The 16,698-nt window shown below is 73.3% G+C and carries 18 protein-coding genes and 1 pseudogene; 13 read left to right on the forward strand and 6 right to left on the reverse strand.

The features are described 5' to 3' along the window. Positions 1-51 precede the first annotated feature (51 nt). From ACFWBY_RS03405 to ACFWBY_RS03420, 4 genes are all read right to left on the reverse strand, one after another. The gene (locus ACFWBY_RS03405) at positions 52-357 is read right to left on the reverse strand and encodes a WhiB family transcriptional regulator (RefSeq protein WP_385344915.1); all 306 of its coding nucleotides are present in this window, start codon (positions 355-357) and stop codon (positions 52-54) included. 33 nt (positions 358-390) lie between these two features. Then, entirely contained in the window at positions 391-777 is a 387-nt protein-coding gene (locus tag ACFWBY_RS03410) for a hypothetical protein (RefSeq protein ID WP_385344917.1), read from the reverse strand. A 188-nt stretch (positions 778-965) separates the two neighbouring features. Further along, positions 966-1,610, reverse strand: a complete 645-nt coding sequence (locus ACFWBY_RS03415; protein WP_385344920.1) for an FAD-dependent oxidoreductase — start codon at positions 1,608-1,610, stop codon at positions 966-968. Between the two features lie 150 nt (positions 1,611-1,760). Next, entirely contained in the window at positions 1,761-1,916 is a 156-nt protein-coding gene (locus ACFWBY_RS03420) for a DUF6131 family protein (RefSeq protein WP_385344923.1), read from the reverse strand. Positions 1,917-2,110: 194 nt separating this feature from the next. Between ACFWBY_RS03420 and ACFWBY_RS03425 the strand changes: the two genes are divergently transcribed. From ACFWBY_RS03425 to ACFWBY_RS03440, 4 genes are all read left to right on the forward strand, one after another. Further along, positions 2,111-2,602, forward strand: coding sequence for a MarR family winged helix-turn-helix transcriptional regulator (locus tag ACFWBY_RS03425; protein ID WP_385344926.1), 492 nt, complete (start codon positions 2,111-2,113; stop codon positions 2,600-2,602). After that, a complete protein-coding gene (locus tag ACFWBY_RS03430; protein ID WP_385344929.1) occupies positions 2,599-3,057 on the forward strand; it encodes a MarR family transcriptional regulator in 459 nt (152 codons plus the stop codon). Before ACFWBY_RS03425 ends, ACFWBY_RS03430 begins: the two co-directional genes overlap by 4 nt. 157 nt (positions 3,058-3,214) lie before the next feature. Beyond that, a complete protein-coding gene (locus tag ACFWBY_RS03435; protein ID WP_385344932.1) occupies positions 3,215-4,528 on the forward strand; it encodes a hypothetical protein in 1,314 nt (437 codons plus the stop codon). 37 nt (positions 4,529-4,565) lie between these two features. Further along, positions 4,566-5,066 (forward strand): hypothetical protein, encoded by a 501-nt coding sequence (locus tag ACFWBY_RS03440; protein WP_385344935.1) that lies wholly within the window; start codon positions 4,566-4,568, stop codon positions 5,064-5,066. A gap of 112 nt (positions 5,067-5,178) precedes the next feature. On the opposite strand, the gene ACFWBY_RS03445 is transcribed toward ACFWBY_RS03440, so the two are convergent. Together ACFWBY_RS03445 and ACFWBY_RS03450 are read right to left on the reverse strand one after the other, a co-directional pair. Next, on the reverse strand, positions 5,179-5,547 hold the full coding sequence (locus tag ACFWBY_RS03445) for a PRC-barrel domain-containing protein (protein ID WP_385344938.1): 369 nt from the start codon (positions 5,545-5,547) through the stop codon (positions 5,179-5,181). A 128-nt stretch (positions 5,548-5,675) separates the two neighbouring features. Then, on the reverse strand, positions 5,676-6,950 hold the full coding sequence (locus tag ACFWBY_RS03450; protein ID WP_385344941.1) for an MFS transporter: 1,275 nt from the start codon (positions 6,948-6,950) through the stop codon (positions 5,676-5,678). 160 nt (positions 6,951-7,110) lie between these two features. On the opposite strand from ACFWBY_RS03450, the gene ACFWBY_RS03455 reads away from it, so the two are divergent. The 9 genes and pseudogenes from ACFWBY_RS03455 to ACFWBY_RS03495 all read left to right on the forward strand — a co-directional run bounded on the left by ACFWBY_RS03455 (position 7,111) and on the right by ACFWBY_RS03495 (position 16,605). After that, a complete protein-coding gene (locus ACFWBY_RS03455; RefSeq protein WP_385344943.1) occupies positions 7,111-8,208 on the forward strand; it encodes an ABC transporter substrate-binding protein in 1,098 nt (365 codons plus the stop codon). Further along, entirely contained in the window at positions 8,198-9,361 is a 1,164-nt protein-coding gene (locus ACFWBY_RS03460; RefSeq protein WP_385409621.1) for a FecCD family ABC transporter permease, read from the forward strand. The genes ACFWBY_RS03455 and ACFWBY_RS03460 overlap by 11 nt, the downstream gene beginning before the upstream one ends. Next, positions 9,358-10,164 carry an ABC transporter ATP-binding protein gene (locus tag ACFWBY_RS03465; RefSeq protein WP_385341329.1) on the forward strand — a complete coding sequence of 269 codons (807 nt, stop codon included), beginning with the start codon at positions 9,358-9,360 and terminating at the stop codon, positions 10,162-10,164. The genes ACFWBY_RS03460 and ACFWBY_RS03465 overlap by 4 nt, the downstream gene beginning before the upstream one ends. Then, positions 10,161-10,960 (forward strand): annotated as a pseudogene (locus ACFWBY_RS03470) (Rossmann-like domain-containing protein). Before ACFWBY_RS03465 ends, ACFWBY_RS03470 begins: the two are co-directional and overlap by 4 nt. Beyond that, the gene (locus tag ACFWBY_RS03475) at positions 10,957-12,042 is read left to right on the forward strand and encodes a GHMP kinase (protein ID WP_385341327.1); all 1,086 of its coding nucleotides are present in this window, start codon (positions 10,957-10,959) and stop codon (positions 12,040-12,042) included. Before ACFWBY_RS03470 ends, ACFWBY_RS03475 begins: the two are co-directional and overlap by 4 nt. Next, on the forward strand, positions 12,000-13,022 hold the full coding sequence (locus ACFWBY_RS03480; protein ID WP_385341325.1) for a pyridoxal-phosphate dependent enzyme: 1,023 nt from the start codon (positions 12,000-12,002) through the stop codon (positions 13,020-13,022). The genes ACFWBY_RS03475 and ACFWBY_RS03480 overlap by 43 nt, the downstream gene beginning before the upstream one ends. Before the next feature lie 147 nt (positions 13,023-13,169). Beyond that, positions 13,170-13,334 carry a hypothetical protein gene (locus ACFWBY_RS03485; protein WP_385341323.1) on the forward strand — a complete coding sequence of 55 codons (165 nt, stop codon included), beginning with the start codon at positions 13,170-13,172 and terminating at the stop codon, positions 13,332-13,334. Between the two features lie 9 nt (positions 13,335-13,343). Further along, the gene (locus ACFWBY_RS03490) at positions 13,344-14,036 is read left to right on the forward strand and encodes a 4'-phosphopantetheinyl transferase family protein (RefSeq protein WP_385341321.1); all 693 of its coding nucleotides are present in this window, start codon (positions 13,344-13,346) and stop codon (positions 14,034-14,036) included. A 124-nt stretch (positions 14,037-14,160) separates the two neighbouring features. After that, entirely contained in the window at positions 14,161-16,605 is a 2,445-nt protein-coding gene (locus tag ACFWBY_RS03495) for a SpoIIE family protein phosphatase (protein WP_385341319.1), read from the forward strand. The last annotated feature ends 93 nt before the right edge of the window (positions 16,606-16,698 follow it).

Here is a 16,698-nt window from a genome sequence, read left to right on the forward strand (position 1 = left end):
GAGCACCCGTGCGGCGGCCGCCGGCGCCACGCTGGGGGGTCTCTGCGGGGCTCAGCGGGCGGACGGCAGCGCGGGGCCCTCTTCCCGCGGCGCGTCCAGCCGGCGCCTCTCGCGCTCGTCGAGACCACCCCACACCCCGGACGGCTCTCCCGCGAGCAACGCGTGACGCAGGCAGTCGCGCTGCACCGGGCACAGGGCACACACTTCCTTCGCCGCCGCGTCCCGCCGCTCGCGGCCCGGCCCCCGCTCGGCCGTGGGACGGAAGAACGGGCGCGCACCCAGGTCCCGGCAAGCGGCCCCCTCATTCCACAGCCAGTGGTACTCGGCACGACCGAACGGACGCGACGCACTTCCCACCTCGGAACCTCCATCGTCCGGTGACAGGACCGCTCAACGGTGTCCCGACGGCCCTCGTCGTGCTCGCAGGGTCCGCCGGACGAGCAGGACGGCAGCCAGTACGCCGCCGATCGCGATCACCTTGGTGCGGTCGGTCCGCGCCGCGCTCGCGGCCCGGCCGGCCTTCCCCCGCAGGGAGTCGAGGTTCTTCTCCCCTGCGAGCCGTCCGACGTGCGCGGCCGCCTTCCGGAGGCGGCCGGTGACCTGCGCGACCTGCCTCTTGGAGGAGGCCGTCCTCCCCTGGGCCCGTACGGCGGCGTCGGCCTTGGAGGCGAGCGCCGTGACGGTCCGTCCGAGCTCCTTGCGGGTGCGGGCGACCTGCCGGCGGACCTCCTGTGCGGTGGGGACGGATTTGCCGCTGTTCAACCCTGCGATCGTCATCGGGCTGCCCTCTCCTTCGAGTTGTCCGGAACGCGTGGGCGAGGACGCGGGTCTGCGCTGTCCTCAGCACCCTCGTCGCCGTCCCGCGATGTCTGTCTCACCTGTGCTGCGCGGATACCCCCGAACGCTCCGGCGACGCGCGCGGGGCCGCGATACCGGACCGGGACGGGTCCGGTCGACCGGGTACGTCAGGCCCCGACGGTGGCGATCTCGGGCCGGGTGATGAAGACCGCCGCGGGCACCAGCTCGTGCTCGGCCGAGATCAGGTCGTCCGGGTGGCGGAGGTTGTGCGCGACGACCTGCGCCTCGCGGTTGGCCATGTGCTCGAGCGGCGGGGGTGTGCTGATGTCGCCGAGGGCGAAGGCCCCTTCCGCGGTGATGCGTTGGTAGGCGTCGACGACGATGCGGCCGTCGTCGCGGACGGCGATGCCCGCCGCGTCGAGGTTCAGCCGGCCGCTGTCGGGGACGCGGCCCGCGGCGACCAGCAGCATGTCCGCCTCTACCGTCGGCGCGTCGTCGAGGGTCAGCCGCAGCGCGCCCGGCCGGCCGCCGACAGCGGTGACCTCCCGGCCGAGCCGGAGGTCGTAACGGGTGCGGGCCAGCTCGTCGAACCGTTCGGCGACCGTCTCGTCCTGGGGGCCGAGCAGCGTTCCTCCTCCTCGACGATCACGGCGGAGCTGCCGGGCGCTGATGTCGACGGCGCCGTCCGGAAGGTCGATCCGCAGCTCCCGGGGGCCGGTGAAGCGCGCCGTGCCCTCGTACACCGTGACGGAGTCCGCTTCGACGCGGCCCCGGCGGCCCTCTTCGCGCGCGGCGTCCAAACGCTCGAACACCCGGTCCCGCACCGATGACTAGAGGTCGTGGTGACGCATCACGTCAGGGTGCGAGGCCGGGGCCGGGCGTGCCCATCGAGCGCACGACCCGCCCGGCACGTGCCGACCCGGACCCGCCGGGCCGCCCGGCTCACCGCCGCGCCCCACCGGCTACCAGTAATGGCGTCGGCCGCCGACCGCGTGACCGACGGACCCCATGGCCCACAGCACCGCGCCCACGACGAGCAGGATGACTCCGATGGTCCACAGGATGGAGATTCCGGTCAGAAGTCCGATGAGCAGGAGGATGAGTCCGGCGAAGAGCATGATGTCCTCGTTCTCGTGTCGGGGATGCGGCGGACCGGTTGGATCCGCCGTGGTGTGTCGGATCGCGTGTACCCCCGAATTCCCTTCTCATCTGGCCGAGGGCGAGATCGGCGCCTCGAGCCGGCGGGGGTGACGCCTCGTCATCCGCCAGAAAATAGTAGCCATGGACATAGTAGCCATGTACGCTATTTGACATGAGCAAAGGTACGTCGGATCCCACGCCCGGTTTCCTGGTGTGGCGACTCGCCAACAAGTGGCGTGTCGCGGTCGACCGCGCGGTGGCTCCGCTGGGTCTCACCCACGCGCAGTACTCGCTGGTCGCATCGCTCCACGGCATGCAGCGCGCCGGCGAGCGGCCCAGTCAGCGCCGGCTCGCGGACCACACCGGCATGGAAGCGCTGTACGTCTCGAAGCTGGCGCGCGCCCTGGAGTCGGCCGGCCTGATCGAGCGCGCCCGCGATCCACACGACCCGCGCGCCGTGCAGCTCGCCCTCACCGAGCAGGGACAGGCCGTCACCCGAAAAGCCATCGCGGTGGTCCAGGAACTGCTCCGGCAACTGCTGGAGCCGCTCGGCGGCCTCGACGCTCCGCGGACCCGCGCGTTCACCGCCGAGCTGACGGCCCTGCTCGACGCACCTCTCGCTCCATCCCGTCCTGACGACGAGACCCAGGGGAGAACACCATGACCGGCACCGCCTCCACCACGACCACACCCTTCGCCGACGCCCGCTCCCTCGGGCTGGCCCACTACGCCGCCCGCGGCCTCCTGGAACACGTACTGGCCCGCCACGGCGTCACGTTCCAGCAGCAGATCGCCCTGCGCGCCGCCGTCACCGCCGGCGCCCCGCAGACGCCGCACGACCTCATCACCCAGGTCCAGGACTCCCTCAAGACCGATCCGGTCGAAATCCGCGGCACCCTCGACGAGCTGCTGGAGAAGCAGCTGCTCGTCGAGGACGGCGCCTGCCTTCGCCCCACGGACGCGGGACGAGAGCTGCTCGACGCCGTCGGCGCGCAGACGGCTCCCCTCAGCGCCCGCGTCTGGGGCGGGATGGCCGCCGAGGACCTGGCGGCCGCCGGCCGCGTCCTCGCCCTGGTCACGGAACGCGCCAACGCGGAGCTCGCGGCACTGACCACCTGACCGTGACGGAGGGTAACGATTCCCCGCGCTCCACTGCGGGCCGGGCGGCGCCGGGCACCCGCCGCCAACCCGGCCGTGGGGTGCCGGAGCGGCTCTGGCAGGCTGTGGGTCGCGGCCCGGAGTCACGGTGCGGGTCGCGTCGTGATAGGGGAATCTCATGGCCACAGGGGCGATCGACACCGCACAGGTGCCCAAGGCGCTCCTCACCGGAGTCCACACCGCGGCGCGTCGCATCCAGATGCAGTCGTTCGCCGTCGACGGCGCCTCGGAACATGTCTACGTCCTGCAGTGCATCCCGGCCGGTGTCCGGCTCGAGGACGAGGCGAAGGCCCTGCCCTTCGAGGAACGGCTCACCGCGGGCGACCTGGTCTGTACGCGCATGGACTTCCAGGGCAACGTCCTGGACCGGATGTACCTGCGCGGATTCGGGCACGGCACCGCACTCGGCGTCGTGCCGCGGGCAGGCGGCGGGGTCGACCTCTGGCTCGACGGGCTGGCCAGGCCGGAGGGCTACGGCAGCGAGGGACAGGCCGTGGCCACCACGGCGTACGTTGCCTCCACCGACACGGCCGTGGACTGCGGGGACCGCAGCAGGGTCCGTACGTGGGCCCCGTCCGGCGTCCAGCAGCACTACGTCCCCGCGGTCGACGTCCTCAACCGGCGCATCGCCGTCGCCACGCGGACGGTCATGCCCGCCGACCGGTACAGCTACGTGTACACCTACCGGCTCTACGACTTCGACGCCGCCGCACGCGGCACCTGGATCCCCCTACACTCCGTGACGCGCACCCAGCCCTACCCGCAGGGCGTGGCGACCTTCGGTGACCATCTGTACACGTGGACCGGTCGCGGCGACGAGGACGACGCCTGGGTGACGACCATCGACTGGCGCACCGGCGAGCCCGTCCAGTCCACCCTGATCCGGCGCGAGCCGTCCGACGCCACCCGTGAGCCCGAGGGGATCGCCCTGTGGACCCCGGCCGGCGCCGGAGCGGCCGAGACCCGGCTCTGCCTCGGCTTCGGGGTGTCGCACGTGCTGCCCGACGGCTCCCGCTCCGACCGCGCCCTCACGGTGAAGTACCTGGCCGGCCCCGCGGAGCCCGACCTGACCGTCCGCGTCCTGGTCGACTGGACCGACATCACCCTCGCGACGGACGTCACGTCGGGGTTCGCCGGGCGCCCGCCCCAGGCACGGCTCATCTCCCTCGCCGGGAGCCGGCTCCTGCAGCTGTCCGGAACGGTCACGTGCTCCTTCGCCGACTCGAACGCCGAAGGGGTCATCGGGACGCTCCCGGCCGCGCTGCGGCCCAGCTTCGACCTGGCTGTCGTCTGTCCCCGCAATGCCCGCACCGGACGGGCGGTCTGCCGGGTCGGGGTCAACGCCAACGGGACGCTCTACGCCGAAGGCGCGGCGCCCGCGAACACGATCGACTGGATCCAGCTGGACAACTTCTCCGCCGCCTGGGCCTGACCGCCGACGACCCGCTCCATCCCCGAAAGGCCCCTTCATGACCACCGCCGCGACCCCCGGCCGCAGCCGCCGCTACCTGCTCGCCGCCGCCGTCGCCGTGCCCGCCGCCGCGGCCGGGGCGACCCTGCTGCGCTCCTCGCCCGCGACCGCCGACACCGACGTCGCCGTCGTACAGCCCTGGACGCCCATCACGCCGGCCGCGCACGTCCTCCCGGACGCCAATCCGCCGCACGCCCGGATCGTACGGATCGCGGGTACCGAGTTCCTCCAGATGCGGGGCGGCATCACCTGCGAGACGGGGTACGAGTTCAACGGCGGGAACCCGCCCGAGACGTACGACGTGCTGGGCACCCTTCCCCCGGCGCTGCGGCCCGCGACGGCCGCCGTCCGCGGGGTCGCGCCCCGCAACGACCAGGCCGGTTCCGGCAGTTGCCAGGTGGAGGTCGTCCCCGCCGGGGAGATCCGCGTCTTCGGCGGCCTGAAGACCAACAAGATCGCCTGGGTCCGACTGGACAGCTTCTCGGCGATCTGGCGCTGACACTCCCGGGGTACCGACGACTCCGGGGCTGTCCGGCCGTTACGGGCCGGACAGCCCCGGAAGCGAGCTGTGTCAGGACGACCGGGGCCCGGGCCCCGGGGTCGCACGCGGGTCAGACGATGCGGCCACCGAAGGGGCCGCCGCTGCTGTAGTAAGTGCCCAGCTCGGCACGGTACTCGGGGTCTCCGAGGTGCTTGTCCCGGTGGAATTCGGGGGCGTCCTTGATCTGTTCCTTGGAGCGGTCGACGTAGACCTTCTCCTCCGCCGCGTCCACCCGTATCACCGTGCTCGCCGGAAGGAGGACCTCCTTGCCGAAGATCCACACTCCGGTGTCCACGACCAAGTAGGCGTCACCAACCTCGTCGGAGTGCTTGTCCACCTTGCCGATGCTGCCGTCGGTCGCCTGGACCTTGTAACCCGTCAGATCGGCGCCGGCCAGGTGCCCGGTGGTCGACTTGTAACTCCACACATGTTCAGTCACGCGAGAACAACTCCTCCGGTCAGCGGAAGGCGGCCGGATCTTCCCTGCCGCCCGTCCTTTTCCGTATGTCGTGCGGGGCGTTCGCGCACCCCGCACGAACGTCGCCTGCCCCCTGCTCCGCGCTTCATTCACCTCGGTTGCCGTGCGGTCGCCGGCGGCCGCCCGAAGTGGCGGGCGGTGGGCGCCAGTGCGGCCGCGGCGGGCACGAGGAAGCAGGACGCGGCGCAAGCGGCGAGGACCGGAGTGACGCCGAAGGTGTCGATGGCCGGCGCGATCAGGGCCAGGCCGATCGGCGCCAAGCCGTAGGACACGAGGAAGTCGAGCGAGGAGACCCGGGCCAGCTTGCCCGGGGCGACTTCACGCTGGATGGCGGTGAACCAGGGCACGTTGAACAGCTCGATGCCGATTCCCGCCATGACGTAGGCCCCGATCACGACGGCCGGGTGGACGGGCAGCATCAGACTCAGCGGGGCGAACCCGTACGCGGCCAGCCCCCCGAAGGCGGCCCAGCCCGGGGAGCGGGGGCGTCGGCGGGCGGTGACCAGGGCGCCGCCGAGGGCACCCACGGTGTAGGCCGTCACGGCCGCGGCCAGAACCCACTCGGTGCCGTAGCGATCGCGGCTGATCAGGGGCAGGGCGACGCTCGTGGCGGAGTAGCCCAGCGCGATCACGGCGGTCAGGGCGCCGAGGCCGGCGATGAACCAGGGATGGCGTCGGGCCTCGCGCATGCCGTCGATGAACTCGGCGCGCAGCGAGGCGCGCGGAGTGGGCCCGCCGGGCTCGGCGCGGGCGCCGGGGGCGGCGCCGCGGGCCGGTGTGAAGGCGGCGACGAGCCAGAGCAGGCCGATGCCGAGCAGCAGTGTCCCGACGCCGAGGAAGGCCGCGAGCAGCGCGGTCAGGGTGGGGCCGGCCAGCGTGGACGTCCGGACGGCGAGGGTCATGGCGGCGTTGGCCTGCTGGCGTCGGTCCGCGTCGACGGTCTCGGCGGTCAGGGCCTGGAAGGCGGGCCGGCAGGCTCCTTGGCCCGCACCCGCGAGGGCGGCGGCGACGGTCATCAGCACCAGGGAGCGGCCGAGGCCGGCGGCGAGCAGCGGGGCGGCGGCGGCCGCCGCGAGGGCGGACCAGAGCACGACGGCACGCCGGGAGTGCCGGTCGGCCAGGACGCCGCCGACCCCGACGGCGACGAGGAACCCGGCGGTGCGTGCCGCGAGGACCAGGCCGAGGCCGGCCGCGTCGAGTTCCCGGTGCAGGACCGCCAGGCCCAGCACGCAGGGCAGGGCCCAGGTCGCGAGCCCGGAGGCGGTGGTGCCCGTCCACAGGCGCAGGAAGGTCGCGTCGCGCAGGACGGAACGGGTGGGCGGCGGACCCGTGTCGGGCGCTGCGGGTGCGGGCGTGGTCGCCACGTGTGGTGCTCCTCATGCGTCGGCAGGTGTGGGGGTGGGTCCGGCGAACCGCACCCCCGGGCGTCTTTATGAAAACGATAACCATTAAAGTACCCTCCCGAAGGCAGTATTTCTGCCCGGTACATGACAACCCCACGCCCTTTTTCAGACCGGAGAGTCCATGCGCCACCGCGCCCGCCCCGCCCATCTCGGCGTCACCTCCGCCCGCACTCCCGCCCGTGGCCTTGGCGTTCCCGCGCTCGCCCCCGCCCTCGCGGTCGCCCTCGCCCTCGCGAGCGCGGGCTGCTCGGCCGCCACGGGCGACCCGGCACCGGCCGCCGAGGCCGGCGCCCGGGCCGCCGACGCACCGGCGGTCATCACCAGTTGCGGCCGCGCACTCGATGTCACCCGGCCCCCGGAGCGCGCCGTCGCGCTGGACCAGACCTCGACCGAGACCCTGCTGGAACTCGGCCTCGGGGACCGGATGGCGGGGACGGCCAATCTGAAGACGAAGATCCCGGCGCGGTACCGGGACGCGTACGCCAAGATCCCCGTCATCTCCCCCAAGGTCGCCACCAGTGAACAACTGCGCGCAGCCACACCCGACTTCGTGATGGCCGGCTCCAGCGGCCTCTACACGAAGGACCGGGCCGGCACCCGCGAGGAACTGGGCGCCCTCGAGGTCCCGGCCTTCGTCAGCGCCGTGGACTGCCCCCAGCAGAACGAGGCGGGAAAGACCCCCTTCGAACTGCTCTTCTCCGACTACGAGAACCTGGGCAAGGCCTTCGGCGCCGAGGAGCGCGCCCACGAGCTCGCCCAGGAGCAGCGGGCCGCCGTCGCCAAGGCGGCCGAAACCGCCTCGAAGGTCCCGCAGGGCGGCGAGCGGCCCACCGTCGTCTACCTCTACTCCGCCTTCAACGGCATGCCGTACGTCGCGGGCAGGAACGGCCTGCCCAGCGAGATGAGCCGGATCGTCGGAGCGAAGAACGCCTTCGACGACGTGAACGAGGAATGGCCGGAGGTGTCCTGGGAGGAAGTCGCCGAGCGCGACCCGGACTTCATCGTGATCGGCGACCTGTCCGAACGGGGCCGCCCGGGTGACAGCGCCCGCGAGAAGCGCGCGACGATGGCCGGGCATCCGGTGATCTCCCAGCTGTCGGCAGTGCGCGACAACAAGATCATCGAGGCGCCGGGCATCGAACTGGACCCCTCCGTACGGTCCGTGCACGCCCTGGGCCTGCTGGCCGCCGGGATGAAGGACCTCGGACATGCCCGCTGACGTCGCCGACAGCCCGGCCCGGGGGGCTCCGCCCGCGGATCCGCCGCCCGGCCCGCGCGCCGACCCGCTGCACCCGGCGGCCCGAGGGGCGGGGGCGGCCGCGCCGCTCAGCGCGCCGGCGGCCCCGTCCCGGCCCGTGCGGTCCGCCCCGGCCCGGGCGGGGCTGTTCCTCGCGCTGGTGTTCGTACTCGCCGCGTCGGTGGCGGCCGGCACGCGCATCGGCACCACCGACGTGGGGTGGACCGACCTCGCCAAGGTGCTGGGCGCCCGGCTCGGCCTGGGCACCGAGCCGCTCCCGCCGCTCGTGGACTCGCTCATCTGGGACCTGCGCCTGCCCCGCGTCCTGATGGCAGCCCTGGTCGGGGCCTCGCTCGCGGTCTGCGGCACGGTGCTCCAGGCCGTCACCCGCAACGCCCTCGCCGACCCGTACCTGCTCGGCGCGTCCTCGGGCGCGTCCGCCGGAGCCGTCACCGTGGTCGTGCTCGGGGTGGGCGCCGGCACCCTGGGGGTCACCGGCGGCGCTTTCGTCGGCGCCCTGCTCTCCTTCGGTCTCCTGCTGGCCCTGCTGCACCGGACCGGGCTGGACTCGGTCCGCGTCGTCCTCACCGGCGTGGTCGTCGGACAGCTCTTCACCGCGCTGACCTCGCTCGTCCTGATGGCCTCGGCCGACGCCGACACCACGCACGCCGTCACCCACTGGCTGCTGGGCTCGATGGCCCCCGCCCGCTGGGACGCCGTCCTGGTCTGCGCGGTCGTCACACCGCTCGGCCTGGCCGTTGCGTGGCTGTGCGCGAACTCCCTGGACGCCCTCGCCTTCGGCGCGGACACCGCCGCGTCCCTCGGGATCGACGTACGGCGCACCCGCATGCTGCTGCTCGTGGTGACGGCCGTGCTGACCTCGGTGGCGGTGGCCACCGTCGGCGCCATCGGGTTCGTCGGCCTGATCGTCCCGCACGGGGTGAGGTTCCTCGCCGGACCACGGCACCGGGTGCTGCTGCCTTACGCGGCGCTCGCGGGCGCGGTGTTCCTCGTGTGGACCGACGCCCTGGCGCGGGTCGCCTTCGCGCCCCGGGAAGTCCCGGTCGGCGTGCTCACCGCGCTGATCGGCGTACCGCTGTTCCTCCTCGTCCTGCGCAGGCGGGGTGACCTGTGAGGATCACCGCCGAAGGGCTGAGCTGGTCGGTGTCGGGCACGCCCGTCGTCCGCGAGGTCGGCCTGGACGTCGCTCCGGGCGAGACGGTCGGACTGCTCGGCCCCAACGGTTCGGGCAAGTCCTCCCTGCTGCGCTGCCTGGCCGGTCTGCGCGAGCCCGACGCGGGCACCGTGCTCTACGACGGGGTGAGCGTGCAGGGCTGGAGCGCCCGCCGGATCGCGCGGAGCGTCGCCTTCGTCGAACAGGACTCCGCCCTCGACACCGACCTGCGCGTCGCCGACGTCGTAGGGCTGGGGCGGACCCCCTTCCGGGACCGCTGGCGAGGGCCGGACGACACCGACCGCGCGGTCATCGCCGCCGCACTGGACCGCGTGGGGCTGACCCCGATCGCCGGGCGCACCTGGAAGACCCTGTCCGGCGGCGAGCGGCAGCGCGCCCACATCGCCCGCGCCCTCGCCCAGCAGCCGTACGGGCTCCTCCTCGACGAACCCACCAACCATCTCGACGTCAAACACCAGTTGGAGCTCATGGAGCTGCTGGCCGTCGCGGACCAGACGGTCCTCGTCGCGCTGCACGACCTCTCGCTCGCCGCCCGCTACTGCGACCGGCTGCTGCTCATGCACCACGGGCGCCTCGTCGCCTCCGGCGCCCCCGCCGCCGTCCTCACGCCCGGACACCTCGCGCAGATCTTCGAGGTGGACGCCGAACTCGCCACCGACGCCGCGGGCCGCCCCGCGATCACCTACCGCGGCCCCCTGCGCACCAACGCCCCCTCGATCCGCTCAGTGACAGGAACCCCATGACGACCCGTACGAGCACCACGCCCTCACCCACCGTCGACGCCCTGATCTCGGCCGTACTGGCCGGTGAACACGGCCCGCTGCCCCGCGACCTCGTGGCGACCAGCGTCTTCTGGACCCCTACCTCAACCAGTACGTACTGGTGCGCCTCGGCGGCTCCTTCGGCGGCTGTGCCTTCGAGGCCGGTGAGATCGACCCGTCGGTCTGCCGTGACGCCTCGGGAGCCCCGCTCGACGTCCTGCTGCGCGAGGCACCGCGCCCGCTGCGGATCGCCGCCCTCGACGCCTACCTCTGCGAACGGCACCCGCACGGCGAGAGCGGAGCCGAGCCGGTCACCCTCCCCGCCGGAACCCCCGAGGTGCGCGCGCAGGCCCGCGACGCGGCCATCGCCGGACTGCTGGACATCGGGAGGGGGGCCAGGGTCGGCCTCATCGGCGTGGTCAACCCGCTGGTCGCGGCGATCCGCGCGGCCGGCGGCGAACCCCTGCCCTGCGACTTCAACCTCAAGGCCACCCAGTGGGGCGACCCCGTCACCACCGACATGCACGAGGTGCTCGACCAGGCCGACGCCGTCGTCGCCACCGGCATGACCCTCGGCAACGGCTCCTTCGACACCATCCTCGACCGCTGCCGTACCCGGGGCATCCCCCTGATCGTCTACGCACAGACCGGCAGCGCCGTGGCCAGGGCCTTCCTCGGCTCCGGAGTGAGCGCCCTGTCCGCGGAGCCGTTCCCCTTCTCCCAGTTCAGCGCCGGTCCCACCACCCTGTACCGCTACCGGGCGGCGGGCGCGGCGTGATCCCGGCCCCCCGCCGGCACACGCGTCCGCGACGGCCCGGCTCCGACCTGCGCGGTACCGGCCGCGCCGCCTGCCACCACGGCGAGATCCTCCAGGGCGTCTTCCGCGACGCCACCGGGCGCAGGTGCGCCGGCCTGGTCACCCTGCCGATGGCCGGACCCGGCAGCACGGCCGCCTTCACCCGCCGACCCGGCACCCCGCCGGACCGGCTCACGGTTTTGCCCGGCGACCGCGCGAAGGCGGCCCGCGCGGCGGTCCTCGCCGTGGGGGAATGCGCGCGGCGGCGCCGGGAGCCGCCCTGCGGCGGCGAGCTGCGGATCACCGGCGACATACCGGTCGGCCTGGGCATGGGCAGCTCGACCAGTGATGTCATCGCCGCGGTGCGGGCGGTCGCGGACTCCTACGGGATGCTGCTGGCGCCCGACACCATCGCGCGCCTGGCGGTGCGGGCCGAGCTGGCCTGCGATCCCCTGATGCTCGACACCCGCCCGGTGCTCTTCGCCCAGCGCGAGGGCCGGGTCCTGGAAGTCCTCGGCCCCAGTCTGCCCCCGCTCGTCGTCGTGGGCTGCGCCCTGGGCGCGGGCGCACCCGTGGACACCCTCTCCCTGCCGGTCCAGGTCCACGACGACAACGACGTCCTGGCCTACGAACGGCTGCGCGTCCTCCTGCGGCGGGCCGTCGCCACGGGCGACGCCGCCCTGCTCGGCGAGGTCGCCACCGCCAGTGCCCGGCGCGGGCAGAAGCTGCTGCGGCACCCGGAATTCGACACCCTCGCCGGCATCGCCCGGCGGGTGGGGGCCGTGGGCGTCCAGATCGCGCACAGCGGCGCGGTGGCCGGCCTGCTCCTCGACCCGGCCGCTCCGGGCCTGCGCCGCCGGATCCGCAGCTGTGTACGGGCCCTGGACGGCAGCGGGATTCCCGCCACGCGCGCCTTCACGACCTTCCCGGTTTCCCCTGCCTTCCCTGCCCTCCCTGCCCTCCCTGCCTTCCCTGCCTCCCCCGCCTTTCCCTCCCCTCTCGACGATCAAGGAGCTTCCGAGTGGACCAGCACATCGCGGATGCGATCGGCCGACCGGACCTGATACGCCTCGACGACCGGCTCGTCTGCCTGCGCTTTGAGACCATGAAGGTCGTCTCCGCCCTCGCCGCGGTCCGCCACCTGCTCGACACCGGGGCGGTGCGCCGCGGGGACACCCTGCTGGACAGCTCGAGCGGCATCTACGCCTACGCCCTGGCCCTCGCCTGCCACCGCCACGGCATGCGCTGCCACATCGTCGGCTCGGCAACGGTCGATCACACCCTGCGCATCCAGCTCGCGGTGCTCGGGGCGACCCTGGAACAGATGGAGTCCTGCAGCGATCTCAAACTGGACCAGAAGCGCCGCGTCGAGCGCATCCACGACATCCTCGCCGAACACCCCGAATACCACTGGATGCGGCAGTACCACGACGGCATCCACTACTCGGGCTACCGCGCCGTCACCGACCTGATCCGCGAGTCGACCGTTGGTGACGCCCTCACCGTCGTCGGCGGAGTCGGCTCGGGCGCCTCCACGGGAGCCCTCGCCCGCTACCTCCGGGAGGACTCCCCCGACGTCGAACTCGTGGGAGTCCAGCCCTTCGGCAGCGTCACCTTCGGTGCGGGACACCTCGCCGACCCCGCGATCATCATTGCCGGGATCGGCAGCTCCATCCCCTTCGGGAACGTGGGCCACGCGTCGTACGACACGCTCCACTGGATCTCCTTCGACGCCGCGCTCGCCGGCAGCGTCGACCTGCTGCGGCGCCACGCGGTGTTCGCCGGGCTGTCCACCGGTGCGGGCTACCTCGCCGCCCGCTGGGAGCGGGACCGGTCCCCGGAGCGGACCGTCCTCTTCATCGCCGCCGATACGGGCCACCGCTACGTGGACACCGTGTACGCCCGCCACGCGGAGGCGGCCGCGCTCGACTCCCTCGTCCCGCGCACCGTGGCGTCCCAGGCGGACCTCGCCCTTCCCTGGTCCCGGATGCGGTGGGACCGGGCACCGGCCGAGGCGGGATCCGGGCCCGGCCCCACGGGCTGATCGGCGTACGGCGGGGACCCCCGGCACGGCCGAGCCCGGAACGCGGGGCTGTGTCAAGTAACGAATAGCCGGGTCTACGGCCTCACCCCTCCCGCGGGCACGGTGGAAGGCCACCGCCCGTCCGGAGCAGAGGCAGGAAGATCCCTCATGACCGATATCGCCATCATCGGACTCGGCTGCCGCCTCCCCGGTGCCCCCGACATCCGCGGCTACTGGAAAGCTCCTGATGGGCGGATCCGTCACGCGGTGACCGTGCTGGAGCGGGAACTGCGGCGCCCGGACCAGGCACCGGCCCCGGCCGCCGCCGCCTGACCCGCTGCCATGGACACCACGTTCCAGTCGATCGCGCCGGGCCGCGTCCACCGGTGGGGCGGCGCCGCCCTCGTCGTGGCCCGGCGCCGCGACCTCCACCGGGCACCGGACCTCTCACCGGCCGAGCAGCGCGTGGTCCGCGGGTTGCAGGGCCGGCGCCGGGCCGAATGGGCGGCGGGCCGGGTGCTCGCCAAGCGCCTGGTCGGCGTCGTCGTCGACGCGCCGGCGGACGAGGTGGAGATCCTCCCGCGTGCGGACGGCAGCCCTTGCGTCGTCGTCGGCGGCAGCCCGATGCCGGCCGTGAGCGTCTCCATCAGCCACACCACCGGCCACGTGGCCGCGGCCCTCGCGCCCGGACCGGTCGGAGTGGACCTGTGCGAGAGCGCCTCGGCCGACGCGGTACGCCGGGTCGCCGACCACGTCCTGTCCCCCGGGGAGCTCTCCCTCATCGGAACGGACCGGCCCGATGCCATGGCGGGTGCCTGGGCACTGAAGGAGGCCGCGGTCAAGGCCGACCGGAGCAGCATCTTCGGCTCCGCCCCGCGCGGCATCGTGATCCTCGGCCTCCGGCCGCCCGTACTCAGCGGACGGCGCCTCGCCATGGTGTGGCGGGCGTCAGACGCGGTCCTCGCCCTCGTCCTCGCCCAGCCGGCCGTACCGCCGGACCCCCGGAGGGTCCTCTTGCCCGGTCCGGCCCGCTGAGCGTGCCCCATGGCGGCACTGCGTTGGTGCTCATTGCCCCGCCGGATCATGCTTGTCAGTGGAACCCCTGGCCGTGCAGGCCCCGCGACCGCGGGCAGAACTAGCGAGGGCGAGATGAGCGGCGATGGAGCGACTTCCCACCTCTCCTGGTGAGCGGCCGGAGGAGACGGGCGTCTCCTCCGGGGCGGCCTACACGGCCACGGCCACCATCAACGAGCAGGGCATCGTCACCGAGTGGAGCGAGGGCGCCCGTCGCCTGCTCGGCTACCCGCCCGCCGAGGTCGTGGGGCTTTCCGCTGCCGGTCTGCTCGCCGATGGCGCCGACGGTCCGGTGCAGCTGATCCCGCCGGGGCTGGAGCGCTGGAGCGGCACGGTGGCGCTGCGGCACCGGGACGGCAGGCGGCTGGAGCCGCAGCTGCTGGCGCACCGGTGGACGGCCACCAGCGGGGTCGCGAAATGGTTCGTGGTGTCCGCCGTGGCGGACGGATCGCGCACCCCGCGGGACGAACCGCTGAGGGAGTGGGCGTTCGCCCAGTCCCCCTGCTTCCTGGCGGTCTTCGACGAGGAACTGCGGCTGGTGCTGGCGAACGCCGGCATGACGCGCGCGCTCTCCCTCTCGGAGGCCGAGATGCGCGGGCTGCGCCTGCCGGAGATCGCGCCGGACCCGGTGAGCGACGAGACCGACCGGAGGATGCGCCTGGCGTTGGAGACCGGTGAGCCGCAGTACGTGGACGCCTTCGTCCACCTTCCGGGTGCGGGCTCGCAGCGCGGCTGGGCGACCTCGCTGGCCCCCTTGCGGGACCCGGACGGCCGGGTGTGCGGCGTGTGCCTGGCCGCGCACGACAACAGCGCGACCGAGGGTGCCCGCCCGCAGCCGCTCGTACATGACGACAACTACGCCGACGCCGCCGCCCGCATCGGCACCACCCTGGACAGCAGCCGTACCGCGCAGGAACTTGCCGACGTCGCCGTCCCCCGGTTCGCCGACTTCGCGCTGGTCGACCTCCTGGAGCCCCTCCCGCGCCGTGACAGGCCTCCTACCGGCCCCGTGTCGGGCCCGGTCACCGTACGTCGTACCGCCGTGCGGTCGATCGTCGACGGAAGTGCGGAGTCCAGGGTCCCGGTCGGACAGACGGGTGTGTATCCACCGCTGTCACCCGTCGTCGCGTGTCTGGCCGCGGGCCGGGGCGCGGTGTACGGGGCCAGGGACCCGGCCGTGGCCCACTGGGTGGCCCAGGACCCCGAAGCGGCCTGGATCGTCGAGTCGGGGACCCACTCGATGATGGTGGTACCGGTCTCCTCGGGCGGTATCACCCTCGGGGTGGCCGTCTTCGGCCGTCACCAGCGCAGGGAGCCCTTCCAGCCGAGGGACCTGTGGCTGGCCGAGGAGCTCACGGCCAAAGCGGCCGTCAGCATCCGCAACGCGCCCCGGCACCTCCGGGAGCACACCACCACCATGACGCTGCAGCGCAGCCTGCTCCCCCATACGCTGCCCGATCAGACGGCGCTGGAGATCGCCACCCGGTACCTGCCCGCCGGGGGCGAGGCCGGAGTGGGCGGCGACTGGTTCGACGTGATCCCGCTGTCGGGAGCACGGGTCGCCCTGGTCGTGGGCGACGTCGTCGGCCACGGCATCCGCGCCTCCGCGACCATGGGCCGGCTGCGCACCGCGGTGCGCACGCTCGCCGACGTCGACCTGCCGCCCGACGAGCTGCTCACCCATCTCGACGACCTCGTCATCCGCCTGTCGGACGACGAGGCCGGCCCGGGGGGAGCCGGTGAGGCCGCCGGGGGCATCGGCACGACCTGCCTGTACGTGGTCTACGACCCGGTCACGCGCCGCTGCACCGTCGCCCGGGCGGGCCACCCCCCGCCCGTCGTCGTCTCCCCCGACGGCTCCGTGTACCTCCTCGACGTCCCGGCCGGCCCGCCGCTCGGTCTGGGGGGCCTGCCCTTCGAGACGATCGAGGTCGAACTTCCCGAGTGGAGCATCCTCGCCCTGTACACCGATGGTCTGCTCCAGGCCCGCGACCACGACATCGACGACAGCCTGGACAGCATGTTCACGGCGCTCGCCCGGCCCGCCTCGACGCTGGACACGGTCTGCGACCGCGTCCTGACGGCGCTGCTGACCCACCCGCCCGATGACGACGTCGCCCTGCTCGTCGCCCGGACCCGGGCCCTGCACGCCGACAAGGTCGTCGTCTGGGAGGTGCCGTCCGATGCGTCCGTCGTCGCCCAGGCCCGGCGGGACGCCACCGAGCAGCTGAGCGCCTGGGGGCTCGACGACGCAGCGTTCGTCACCGAGCTCGTCGTGAGCGAACTGGTCACCAATGCGATCCGCTACGGCGAGCCGCCCATCCAGCTGCGCCTGATCCACGAGAACAACACGCTGATCTGCGAGGTCTCGGACTCGAGCAACACCGCCCCGCACATGCGGCGTGCCCGGATCTTCGACGAGGGAGGGCGGGGTCTGCTCCTGGTCGCCCAGCTGGCCCAGCGCTGGGGCACGCGGCATTCCTCCACCGGCAAGACCATCTGGGCCGAACAGTCCCTCATCGGACCCTGAGGAGGGGCACGTCTTGGCCGCGATCGCGGCCAAGACACGCCCGCGGACGTTCCCTGTGACACGGCTGTGACAGTTGGCGGACACGGTGATGAA

The organism is Streptomyces sp. NPDC060049 (genome assembly GCF_042736715.1).
In the GTDB taxonomy this organism is placed as follows: Bacteria; Actinomycetota; Actinomycetes; order Streptomycetales; family Streptomycetaceae; genus Streptomyces.

Excerpts from the sequence above, each read along its gene's own strand:
- ACFWBY_RS03485 (WP_385341323.1), top strand. The coding sequence starts at position 13,170 with ATGACCGATATCGCCATCATCGGACTCGGCTGCCGCCTCCCCGGTGCC.
- ACFWBY_RS03410 (WP_385344917.1), bottom strand. The coding sequence starts at position 777 with ATGACGATCGCAGGGTTGAACAGCGGCAAATCCGTCCCCACCGCACAG.
- ACFWBY_RS03420 (WP_385344923.1), bottom strand. The coding sequence starts at position 1,916 with ATGCTCTTCGCCGGACTCATCCTCCTGCTCATCGGACTTCTGACCGGA.
- ACFWBY_RS03435 (WP_385344932.1), top strand. The coding sequence starts at position 3,215 with ATGGCCACAGGGGCGATCGACACCGCACAGGTGCCCAAGGCGCTCCTC.
- ACFWBY_RS03430 (WP_385344929.1), top strand. The coding sequence starts at position 2,599 with ATGACCGGCACCGCCTCCACCACGACCACACCCTTCGCCGACGCCCGC.
- ACFWBY_RS03460 (WP_385409621.1), top strand. The coding sequence starts at position 8,198 with ATGCCCGCTGACGTCGCCGACAGCCCGGCCCGGGGGGCTCCGCCCGCG.
- ACFWBY_RS03440 (WP_385344935.1), top strand. The coding sequence starts at position 4,566 with ATGACCACCGCCGCGACCCCCGGCCGCAGCCGCCGCTACCTGCTCGCC.
- ACFWBY_RS03455 (WP_385344943.1), top strand. The coding sequence starts at position 7,111 with ATGCGCCACCGCGCCCGCCCCGCCCATCTCGGCGTCACCTCCGCCCGC.
- ACFWBY_RS03490 (WP_385341321.1), top strand. The coding sequence starts at position 13,344 with ATGGACACCACGTTCCAGTCGATCGCGCCGGGCCGCGTCCACCGGTGG.
- ACFWBY_RS03495 (WP_385341319.1), top strand. The coding sequence starts at position 14,161 with ATGGAGCGACTTCCCACCTCTCCTGGTGAGCGGCCGGAGGAGACGGGC.
- ACFWBY_RS03425 (WP_385344926.1), top strand. The coding sequence starts at position 2,111 with ATGAGCAAAGGTACGTCGGATCCCACGCCCGGTTTCCTGGTGTGGCGA.